The 10,670-nt window shown below is 40.3% G+C and carries 10 protein-coding genes, 1 tRNA gene and 1 pseudogene; 5 read left to right on the top strand and 7 right to left on the bottom strand.

Going from position 1 to position 10,670, the window contains the following annotated elements:
- Positions 1–164: 164 nt before the first annotated feature.
- The 7 genes from I6F53_RS15045 to lolB all read right to left on the bottom strand — a co-directional run bounded on the left by I6F53_RS15045 (position 165) and on the right by lolB (position 5,832).
- A tRNA-Met gene (locus I6F53_RS15045) sits at positions 165–241 on the bottom strand.
- Positions 242–839: 598 nt separating this feature from the next.
- On the bottom strand, positions 840–1,931 hold the full coding sequence (gene ychF / locus I6F53_RS15040) for a redox-regulated ATPase YchF (RefSeq protein WP_007583951.1): 1,092 nt from the start codon (positions 1,929–1,931) through the stop codon (positions 840–842).
- A 52-nt stretch (positions 1,932–1,983) separates the two neighbouring features.
- Entirely contained in the window at positions 1,984–2,568 is a 585-nt protein-coding gene (pth, locus tag I6F53_RS15035) for an aminoacyl-tRNA hydrolase (RefSeq protein ID WP_197240086.1), read from the bottom strand.
- Between the two features lie 19 nt (positions 2,569–2,587).
- Complete coding sequence (locus I6F53_RS15030; protein WP_166419130.1) at positions 2,588–3,199, bottom strand: 50S ribosomal protein L25/general stress protein Ctc; 612 nt, start codon at positions 3,197–3,199, stop codon at positions 2,588–2,590.
- A gap of 149 nt (positions 3,200–3,348) precedes the next feature.
- Positions 3,349–4,296 (bottom strand): ribose-phosphate pyrophosphokinase, encoded by a 948-nt coding sequence (locus I6F53_RS15025; protein ID WP_007583957.1) that lies wholly within the window; start codon positions 4,294–4,296, stop codon positions 3,349–3,351.
- An 88-nt stretch (positions 4,297–4,384) separates the two neighbouring features.
- Positions 4,385–5,242: a 4-(cytidine 5'-diphospho)-2-C-methyl-D-erythritol kinase gene (ispE, locus tag I6F53_RS15020; RefSeq protein WP_197240085.1), complete on the bottom strand. Its 858-nt coding sequence runs from the start codon at positions 5,240–5,242 to the stop codon at positions 4,385–4,387.
- Between the two features lie 2 nt (positions 5,243–5,244).
- Complete coding sequence (gene lolB, locus I6F53_RS15015; protein WP_197240084.1) at positions 5,245–5,832, bottom strand: lipoprotein insertase outer membrane protein LolB; 588 nt, start codon at positions 5,830–5,832, stop codon at positions 5,245–5,247.
- Positions 5,833–5,915: 83 nt separating this feature from the next.
- On the opposite strand from lolB, the gene hemA reads away from it, so the two are divergent.
- From hemA to I6F53_RS14990, 5 genes and pseudogenes are all read left to right on the top strand, one after another.
- Positions 5,916–7,172 (top strand): glutamyl-tRNA reductase, encoded by a 1,257-nt coding sequence (gene hemA, locus I6F53_RS15010; protein WP_197240082.1) that lies wholly within the window; start codon positions 5,916–5,918, stop codon positions 7,170–7,172.
- Between the two features lie 7 nt (positions 7,173–7,179).
- Positions 7,180–8,265 (top strand): peptide chain release factor 1, encoded by a 1,086-nt coding sequence (gene prfA / locus I6F53_RS15005; RefSeq protein WP_007583962.1) that lies wholly within the window; start codon positions 7,180–7,182, stop codon positions 8,263–8,265.
- Positions 8,266–8,267: 2 nt separating this feature from the next.
- Positions 8,268–9,107 (top strand): peptide chain release factor N(5)-glutamine methyltransferase, encoded by an 840-nt coding sequence (gene prmC / locus I6F53_RS15000; protein ID WP_197240081.1) that lies wholly within the window; start codon positions 8,268–8,270, stop codon positions 9,105–9,107.
- A gap of 54 nt (positions 9,108–9,161) precedes the next feature.
- A pseudogene (locus I6F53_RS14995) lies at positions 9,162–10,112 on the top strand (DUF3369 domain-containing protein); the annotation flags it as partial.
- Between the two features lie 89 nt (positions 10,113–10,201).
- Positions 10,202–10,576, top strand: a complete 375-nt coding sequence (locus tag I6F53_RS14990) for a SirB2 family protein (RefSeq protein ID WP_197240079.1) — start codon at positions 10,202–10,204, stop codon at positions 10,574–10,576.
- Positions 10,577–10,670: the final 94 nt, after the last annotated feature.

The following is a 10,670-nucleotide window of genomic DNA, read 5'->3' as shown; positions in this document are numbered from 1 at the left end:
GAGAGACTTGAACTCTCACAACCGAAGTTACTGGAACCTAAATCCAGCGCGTCTACCAATTCCGCCACTCCCGCATCGTTTGTACAATAAAGTACAGGTAGTTATTTTAAACTCTTCATTGAGCTGCAATTTAACTCTTGCAGAGCCATTTCTAAAAGAAGAAATGGTGGCTAAGACGGGATTTGAACCTGTGACCCCATCATTATGAGTGATGTGCTCTAACCAGCTGAGCTACTTAGCCATCTTTTTTTGTTAGCACTTCATCGCTGAGTGCGGGGCGTATTATGCTGATATGACCCAAATTCGTCAACACCTTTTTTGCAAAAAAACACTTAACTGTGTTTGTTTGCAGGAAAATTAAGCTAACAGGCTAAATTTTAATAAAAATGCTGTTTTTTTAGCAGCCTTAAATACGCAGAATCTTAATTAACCCTGTACTTCTTTAATTGAGCGATATTACAAAGATAGACTAGGGCCTGTTTATCTTTTGAGGTTAAATTTGCAGCAGTGTGTTTGGTATTTAGACAAGGCAGAGCCTATGTAGTGTGGTTATTCCCCATAAATAGGCGATAACGCAGCATAAATGCCAAACATGCGCTGCCCGAAGGGTTCTGCCTAGGGGCAATTTACTCTTTGTTGCTCGGTTTTTACTTAGCCCACTAGGTTACAAACCTCGCGCCGCGATTAAATAACCCCTAGATTGAACAAATTTCAATCCTAAAAGGTCAACAGGCCCTGATTGCGCTCAATTATTATTTTTATAATACTTAAATACAAAAAAGGCTCGTAAAAACGAGCCTTTAAAAATTATTACCAAGCTAAATTGGTTTAATTTGTACTTATACGTTGAACAAGAAGTTCATTACATCGCCGTCTTTAACAATGTACTCTTTACCTTCTTGACGCATCTTACCTGCTTCTTTTGCGCCACTCTCACCTTTAAAGGCAACAAAGTCGTCAAAAGCAATAGTTTGCGCACGAATAAAGCCACGCTCGAAGTCGGTATGGATTTTACCCGCTGCTTGTGGTGCTGTAGCACCTACAGGGATTGTCCATGCGCGTACTTCTTTTACGCCAGCTGTAAAGTAAGTTTGTAATTGTAGTAATTCATAACCACCACGAATAACAAGGTTAAGACCTGGCTCTTCTAGGCCAAGATCAGCCATAAACTCAAGCTTATCCTCGTCATCTAATTCTGAAAGCTCAGATTCGATAGCGGCACATACAGGAACAACAATCGCATCTTCAGCTGCGGCAATTGCGCGTACACGATCAAGGTATGGGTTATTTTCAAAACCATCTTCAGCAACGTTAGCAATATACATTGTTGGCTTAATCGTTAAGAAGTTTATAGAGCTAATTGCTGCTTTTTCTTCTTTAGTTAGTGCTAGACCACGTAAAGTTAAGCCTTCGTCAAGATGCACTTTTACTTTTTCAAGTACAGCATTTTGCTCTTTAGCGTCTTTATCGCCACCTTTAGCTTTTTTTGAATTACGGAAAAGGGCTTTTTCAGCACTATCCATATCAGCAAGCACTAACTCAGTGTTGATTACGTCAATATCGTCAGCAGGGTCAATAGTACCCGCTACGTGGATGATGTTTTCATCTTCAAAACAGCGAACTACGTGGCCAATTGCATCGGTTTCACGAATGTTAGCTAAAAACTGGTTACCAAGGCCTTCACCTTTAGATGCGCCTTTTACTAAGCCAGCAATGTCTACAAATTCCATACTAGTGGTAAGAACTCGTTGAGGATTAACAATTTTAGCAAGTTCGTCTAGACGAGGATCTGGCACTGGTACCACACCTGTATTAGGCTCAATGGTACAAAAAGGAAAGTTAGCGGCTTCAATACCCGCTTTAGTTAGTGCATTGAAAAGCGTTGATTTACCAACGTTAGGCAAGCCAACGATGCCACATTTAAAACCCATAGTAAGATACCTTGTTTAGATTCGTTTAAACGATGTGCTTGAACCCAAGTTATTAGGGTTTAAACGAATGTAGTCTGTTTTGTGCTTTTAACACACCATCTTTTGCAAGTATTTCCATACAACGAACTGCTTCATCAACAGCAGCATCCATTTTTTCTTGGTCTACTTTGGTCGCTTTTCCAAGCACCCAACCAGTTACCATTTCACGATGCCCCGGATGACCTACACCAATGCGCAAGCGCATAAAGTCTTTTTGATTTGCCATTTTTGCAATAATGTCTTTTAAACCATTATGACCGCCATGTCCGCCGCCTTTTTTTAATTTGGCAACGCCTGGGTCTAAATCCAATTCGTCATGGGCAACTAAAATGTCCTCGACAGGGATTTTGAAAAAATTAGCTAAACTACTGACCGCTTTACCACTTAAATTCATGTAAGTAGTGGGGATCAATAATTTGAATTCTTGGCCTTGAATTATCACTTTGCCAGTAAGGCCGTGATATTTAGGATCGTGTTTTAGAGTGCAGTTGTAGCGTGCAGCGATTTGCTCGATGAACCAAGCACCTGCATTGTGGCGTGTGTTTGCGTATTCGGGGCCTGGATTAGCCAGGCCCACAAGCATTTGAATAGAATTCAAGGTTGCGAGACCTTAAAAATTATTCTGCTGCTGCAGCGTCGTCTTCAACTGGAGCTGCTTTGTTTGCTTTGATAGTCAGGATAGACTGATCATGGCCTTCGCCTTTACCTAAATCTACAGAGCTTACGCCTTTAGGGAAAGTAAGGTCAGAAATATGAACAGAATCGCCAACAACAAACTTAGACACATCTACTTCAATGAATTCTGGAAGTGCTTTTGGAAGACACGAGATTTCAACTTCAGTTAACTGGTGAACAACAGTTGCGCCAGCTTTAGTTACAATATCTTCACCGATGAAGTGAAGAGGAACTTTAGTTTGAAATTTATGAGTAGCATCTACACGTTGGAAATCAAGGTGAGTAAGCTTAGGTTTGAATGGGTGACGTTGGATATCTTTTAAGATTACTTCAACAGCTTCGCCATCTACGTTAAGCGTAAGGATATGCGTGTAGAAACCTTCGTCTTCTTGCGCTTTGATCATATCTTTATGAGCAAAAGTAAGAGATAAAGCTTCTTTGTCAGCTCCGTAAAGGATTGCAGGAACTTTGTCTTCGCGACGTAGGCGGCGGCTCGCACCAGTACCAGTTTCTACGCGAAGTTCAGCGTTATACGTATAAGTTTTGTTAGACATGATGTCTCCAGTTATTTAAATGTGTAGGGCCTTTGCGACCAAGGTCCCTAGCCAAAAGGCGCGCTATCATACCACCACGCTCAGACAAAATAAACATCGCTTACAAAAAAAGCGCCAAAAGGCGCTTTTATACTCAGGAATGTTTAATCTTAGTGTTCAAACATCGCTGAGATAGATTCTTCGTTACTAATACGACGAATAGTCTCTGCTAACATGTCAGCAAGCGTAAGTACCTTTATTTTATCAAGGGCTTTAAGCTCGTCAGATAGCGGAATTGAGTCAGTTACAATAACTTCGTCAATCATTGAGTCACGTAGGTTCTCTGCTGCTTTACCTGAAAGAATAGGGTGCGTTGCGTATGCAAATACACGCTTAGCGCCATGTTCTTTTAGTGCTTCAGCGGCTTTACATAACGTACCACCGGTATCAATCATATCATCTACAATAATACAATCACGGCCTTCAACGTCACCAATAATATGCATTACTTGAGAAACGTTTGCTTGTGGGCGACGTTTATCAATAATAGCTAAATCGGTATCGTTTAGTAGTTTTGCAATTGCACGCGCACGTACAACACCACCAATATCTGGAGATACAACAACGACGTCTTCAAAGTCGCGTTCTTTCATATCTTCAAGTAATACAGGGCTGCCAAATACGTTGTCTACTGGTACATCAAAGAAGCCTTGGATTTGTTCCGCATGTAAATCAACCGTAAGAACACGGTCAACACCTACACTTGATAAGAAATCGGCAACAACTTTAGCGGTAATTGGAACACGAGCAGAACGTACACGACGGTCTTGGCGCGCATAACCAAAATAAGGAATGACGGCAGTAATACGACCTGCAGACGCACGACGTAGAGCATCAACCATAACGATAAGCTCCATTAAGTTATCGTTTGTAGGGGCACAGGTTGATTGCAAGATAAAAACATCCGAGCCACGAACGTTTTCATTTATTTGAACACTGATCTCACCGTCGCTAAAACGGCCAACAACAGCATCGCCTAATTCAATATATAAACGTTTTGCAACTTTTTGAGCTAACTCAGGTGTTGCGTTACCAGCGAAGAGCTTCATGTCAGGCACGGTAGGGTTCCTCAGGCACTGAATATTTGGACTAACGAGCAGTAATAAATACCACTGCAAGTTAACTTATGATTACTTGTACGTTACTTCATTGATCGAAAATGGCGGTTAACTCCGTATGAGCAGGTGAGACATTTGCGCTTGAAGCCACAAAACCCTGCCAAGTATGGGGGAGATTTTCAAGTACATCTTGTGCTTGAACTTGACTAGCAAATTCGACAAAACAACATGAACCTGTTCCGGTCATCTTCGACGGTGCGTATTTTAGCAACCACTGGAGGGTTTTTTCAACCTCGGGACAAAGCTTTTTAACTAAAGGCTCACAATCGTTGGTTAAAATATGGTGTTTCCAATCGCCTATTATTTTTGGTGTGTCGCGTTTTAAATCGGGGTGTGTAAATATTTTAGCCGTACTTACATGTTGATTTGGGTGCACAACACAGTACCATTTTTGTTCAAGTTCTACGTGGTGCAATTTCTCACCAATACCATGTGCTATGGCGCTTTGACCTTGTATGAACACCGGAACATCAGCGCCTAATTTAAGCCCTAATTGGGCTAGGGTTTCTAAACTCTGTTCTAATTTCCATAACTTATTTAGTGCTAATAAAGTACTGGCTGCATCGGACGAACCACCTCCAACACCGCCACCCATTGGCAGGCGTTTAATTAAATTTATTTTTACACCAAGCGATGTTTTGCAGTGAGTTTGTAATAAAAGTGCCGCTTTATAGATGAGATTATCAGTTAAAGGTATGTCTTTAGTATCACCATCGATAGAAATACTACCATCCGTTGTTAGCTCAAAATGCAACTCATCACCAAAATTTAAAAAAGTAAATAAGGTTTCTAGTTCATGATAGCCATCTTCTCGGCGAGCATTTATATGTAAAAATAAATTGAGCTTTGCCGGAGCAATAAGTGAAAAAGAGGTTTTGTTATTCATGTTTATTTAAATTGCCAATCGTAGAGTTGAATTTTAATTTTTATTTGTTGATGCTTTAACGTTAGTTTGGTTGGTAGCCAGTAACCTGCGTTTTGTATATAAGTGCCGTAATCTATTTGCCATTTCTTACCTGTATTATCAAACCATAATACTTGTTTTGCGCGGCCTAACTCATCAACAACTAAACTTTGGTCATCAATAGTCCCTTTAAGCCAATTATCGGCATTATCAACAGGGAGTGTAAAACCCGTTAAACGCTTTAAAAGCTCTGAAGCGCTAGTATCAAAATACTCGTCGCCGTCAAATTCTAATTCAGCACCGTTTGCTGTTTGTTTAAGCGACAAAATACGCGTACCAATAAAGGTAGTCAGTATTAAATTATTAGAATTTGTTGTTTGCTGCCAATTTAAGTTTGCAGATTGACGCTCTTTTGGGCTAATAAACGCGAGTTTACCCTCGACCTGCCAAGTTTTTTGAGCAGCTAAACGTGGTTTCCAATCATCATAAAGTGTTGTTTTTGTATCAATTTGATGAGCACAGCCACCTAAAAACAAAAAAAACATGAATAAAATCAAATATTGTCGAATCAAATGTTGTTCCTTACTTTCCATATTCCGCTGATTTTTGGTAAAATTACCGCCTTTGAAGTAGGGCTCAGCAATATTTGGCAAATATGACCATAATAGCACTAGGTATAAATCACAAAACCGCATCCGTAGAATTACGTGAAAAAGTGGCCTTTTCGCCTGAGCAAATTTCAGAGGCGTTGCAACAATTAAGCGGCCATGCCGACTTTAATGAAGCGGTTATCGTGTCTACCTGCAATCGAACCGAGATCTATTGTAGCCTCGCTCAGCAAAATTCCCAAACACTGTTGACTTGGCTTGCCAGTTTCCATGGTTTGGATGAACATGAACTGAGTAGCAATATATACTGTCATGAAGGTAATGACGCCATTAACCACCTAATGCGCGTAGCGTGTGGGTTGGATTCTCTTGTGTTAGGCGAGCCGCAAATTTTAGGGCAAATAAAGCAATCGTTTTTTAGCGCTAAAACCCACGATGCTGTAGGTGTTACTTTTGATAGATTGTTTCAAAAAACATTTTCGGTGGCGAAACAAGTTAGAACCGAAACAAATATTGGCGCAAGCGCAGTATCGGTTGCATTTGCGGCTGTTAATTTAGCGAAGCATATTTACGGTAAGCTCGATAAAACAAACGTATTATTAATTGGCGCCGGCGAAACTATAGAGTTAGTTGCTAAACATTTATATCAAAATGAGCCACAAAATATCACCGTTGCGAACCGAACTATTGAGCGAGCTCGAAGCTTAGCTGACGAGGTGTCGGCGGATGTAATTGCTTTAGCGCAATTGCCAGAGCGTTTACATAAAGCCGATATAGTGATTAGTTCTACAGCCAGTACTTTGCCTATTATTGGTAAAGGGGTTGTTGAACAAGCGCTTAAGCAGCGCCGTCACAAGCCTATGCTATTTATAGATATTGCGGTTCCACGCGATATAGAAAGCCAAGTAGGGGAGCTAGATGCTGCCTATTTATATTCCGTTGATGACTTACAAACCATTGTAAGCGAGAATATGGCAGCGCGAGAGCAAGCTGCTGAGCAAGCACAAATAATTATTACAGAGCGCACCAAAGAATTTGCAATGTGGATGCGTTCACTCGATTCGGTAGATTTAATCCGCCATTATCGAAATGATATACAAACAATTAAGTCAGAACTTGTTGAGCGAGCTGTTAGTCAGCTAAATACAGGTAAAGATGCAGAAAAAATTATATTAGAGCTCGCCAATAAATTAACCAATCGCTTAATGCACGCGCCTACCCGTGCAATACAAGACGCAGCGAAAAAAGGTGAAGTGGCGCAGCTAAACCAGTTGAAAAAAATGTTAGGTATTGATCAGGAATAACCGTTAAATGAAAGAGTCTGTTTATAATAAATTAGAAACCTTAGTAGAGCGTTACGAAGAAGTACAAGCGCTGCTAAGCGACCCGTCGGTCATTAGTGATCAAAATCGTTTTCGTGGGCTTTCAAAAGAATACTCTGAGCTTGAAGAGATTGTAAAAACGTTTTTAACCTACAAAGAAACGCAAGACGATTTAGCCAGTGCAGAAGAAATGCTTAAAGATTCTGACCCTGAAATGCGTGAAATGGCGCAAGAAGAATACAAAGAAGCTAAAGCACAAATTTTGGTAATTGAAGATCAAATTCAAGTATTAATGTTGCCAAAAGATCCGCGCGATAACAACAACGTGTTTGTTGAAGTACGTGCAGGAACAGGCGGTGATGAAGCGGCTATTTTTGCTGGTGACTTATTTCGTATGTACAGCCGCTACGCAGAAACTAAAAAGTGGAAAGTAGAAGTTGTGAGCACCAATGAAGGTGAACACGGTGGTTACAAAGAAGTTATTGCGAATATTAGTGGTGAAGGCGTTTACGGGCAATTAAAGTTTGAATCTGGTGTACACCGCGTTCAACGTGTGCCAGAAACTGAGTCACAAGGGCGCGTTCATACCTCTGCGTGTACTGTTGCGGTAATGGCGGAAGTACCAGAAGCTGAAGCGATACAAATTAATACCGCAGATTTAAAAGTTGATACATTTCGTGCATCGGGCGCAGGTGGTCAGCACGTTAATAAAACAGATTCTGCTATTCGACTTACACATATACCTACCGGTGTTGTGGTTGAGTGTCAGGATCAGCGTTCACAGCATAAAAACCGGGCTAAAGCTATGTCGGTACTTGCAGCACGTTTGCAACAGGCTGAAGATGAAAAACGCCATGCGGCAGAAGCATCTGAGCGTCGTGATTTAGTAGGTAGTGGTGATCGTTCTGAACGTATTCGTACTTATAACTACCCACAAGGTCGTATTACCGATCACCGTATTAATTTAACACTTTATCGTTTGAATGAAGTGGTAGCAGGTGATTTAAGCTGCGTTATTGACCCACTAATGCAAGAGCATCAAGCTGACTTATTAGCGGCTATGGGCGACGAGTAGTCGTGAGCCACACTCTTGAACAAGCAATTGCTGCAGGCGCTAATTTATTAGCACCTAGCAGCGAAAGTGCTAAATTAGATGCACAAGTTTTACTTTTACATATTCTTCAAAAACCTCACAGTTACCTTTTTACTTGGCCAGAGCATGAGCTTAATGCTGAGCAACAGCAGCAATTTGATAACTTTTGCCAAAGACGTTTAAACGGTGAGCCCGTTGCACATATTACGGGGCGGCGTGAGTTTTGGAGTTTATCGCTTGAAGTTAACGCAACAACCTTAATACCGCGACCAGATACCGAAACGTTAGTAGAACAAGCACTTGAAGTAGCGCTACCCGCTACAGCGAAGGTACTTGACTTAGGCACAGGTACTGGTGCAATTGCATTAGCACTGGGCAGTGAAATGCCTAACTGGCAAATTACGGCTGTAGATAGAGTAAGCGATGCTGTTGCACTTGCTACACGTAATCAGCAGCGACTGGCAATTAATAACGTGCGCGTTAAGCAAAGTAATTGGTTTAGCGAGTTGCACGGTGAAAAGTTTAACCTAATTGTCACCAATCCCCCTTATATTGAAAGCAGTGATATACACTTGAATCAGGGCGATGTGCGCTTTGAGCCTTTGTCGGCATTAGTGGCTGATGACTGCGGAATGTCTGATATTAAACAAATAATTACACAATCACGTGACTATTTGTTATCTAGTGGCTATCTTTTAATAGAACACGGTTTTGAGCAAGGTGAAGCTGTTCGTCATTTTTTTAAAAAAATGGCATTCGTTAATATTAAAACAGTGAAAGACCTTGGTAATAATGACCGTGTAACGTTTGCACAGTGGCCCTAAATAATAATAATTGCTTGCTAGTGCGTTACATAATGCCATGAAGGAATTTCGATTATGATGGGTGATTTTTTATTTTCAGATGAGCCAGAAGAGACAATCGATGAGATTGAACACGGTACCTGGAAAGTATTAATTGTTGATGACGAACCTGAAGTTCATGCCGTTACAAAACTAGCGTTGAGTGATTTTGAGTTTCAAAATAAACGCTTAGAATTTATCAGTGCTTATTCGGGTGCTGAAGCCAAAGAGCTTATAAAAGAGCATACCGATGCAGCGATTGTGCTACTTGATGTAGTAATGGAAACCGATGATGCCGGCCTACAAGTTGCTAGGTTTATTCGCGAAGAGGCTAAAAATAATCATATACGAATTATTTTAAGAACAGGGCAACCTGGACAGGCTCCTGAGCGCCAAGTAATTATTAATTACGATATTAACGATTACAAATCAAAAACAGAGCTTACTGCTCAAAAACTATTTACTGTTATTATGTCGAGCCTGCGCTCGTATCGGGATATTATTTCGATTGAGCAGTCACGCGAAGGGCTTGAAAAAATAATTATAGCGTCTCGTGATATTTTTTCTGCGCATTCAATAGAGCACTTTATTGAAGGGGTTATGCAGCAGTTAACATCTTTACTTGGCGTTGCTGATCGAGCAGTATATGCGAGCACTTTGGTTGCGCAGAACCCAGGAAGTGGAAATAATAAAAAATTAATTGTGTGTTCTGGCACTGGCGATTTCGAAAAAAGTGAAGGTAAAGAGCTTGATGCGGTGCTACAAATACAGCAGTTAAGTGCATACCATCAGGCCCTTAATGAAAAAAGTATTATTTATAAAGAAAACTACTTATTTGCGTATTGCAGCAGCAAGTATAATCATAACTCAATACTGTTTATATCAGGGATCCCAAAAGATTTAACTGATATACAGCGACATTTAATTAAAATTTTCTCGCAAAATGTACAGCTTGCGTTTGAAAACGTACAACTTCAGTCTGAAATGAGACAACACAGTAAAATTTATTGATAAGTAGAGGCGGTTTTTAACCGTTTTCCTGATTAGATTTTTATAAAACAGAAGTACAGGGGCATATGGATTATTTAGCAGTAAAGCACTCACACATGGCAATTGCGATGTTAAGTGTAATTTTATTTTATGTTCGCGCATTTTCGCGAATGGGTAGTGGTAAATTAGCGAAAAATAAAGTGGTAATGATTGGCAGTCACAGCATAGATACGTTGTTGTTAGTGTCTGCACTTACACTTATATTTATGGCAAAAATAAACCCGTTTGAACAATATTGGCTATTAGAAAAAATAGTTTTAGTGGTTATATATATTGGTATTGGGGCTAAAAGCGCCAGACAAACTAAAATGACGGCTAAAGTTGCTTACGTTTTAGTTAATACCGCTGTTATTTTGGCTATAGGCTATTTGGCGACGTCTAAATCAGCTTTTTTGCTTTAAGTAATATCTAACTATTTGAGCTTTATAATTCTTTGTGAAGCTCAAATACGACTCCCTCCCAGAAAATATTCAAAAACATCTCTATATTGGTATA

It is taken from the genome of Pseudoalteromonas sp. SWN29 (genome assembly GCF_015864465.1).
In the GTDB taxonomy this organism is placed as follows: Bacteria; Pseudomonadota; Gammaproteobacteria; order Enterobacterales; family Alteromonadaceae; genus Pseudoalteromonas.
The sequence above is the reverse complement of the archived record's forward strand: the minus strand, read 5'-3'. Positions and strand labels throughout refer to the sequence as shown.

Coding starts and splice junctions, on each gene's coding strand:
- ychF (WP_007583951.1), bottom strand. CDS start 1,931: ATGGGTTTTAAATGTGGCATCGTTGGCTTGCCTAACGTTGGTAAATCA.
- I6F53_RS15030 (WP_166419130.1), bottom strand. CDS start 3,199: ATGTCTAACAAAACTTATACGTATAACGCTGAACTTCGCGTAGAAACT.
- ispE (WP_197240085.1), bottom strand. CDS start 5,242: ATGAATAACAAAACCTCTTTTTCACTTATTGCTCCGGCAAAGCTCAAT.
- hemA (WP_197240082.1), top strand. CDS start 5,916: ATGACCATAATAGCACTAGGTATAAATCACAAAACCGCATCCGTAGAA.
- prfA (WP_007583962.1), top strand. CDS start 7,180: ATGAAAGAGTCTGTTTATAATAAATTAGAAACCTTAGTAGAGCGTTAC.
- I6F53_RS14990 (WP_197240079.1), top strand. CDS start 10,202: ATGGATTATTTAGCAGTAAAGCACTCACACATGGCAATTGCGATGTTA.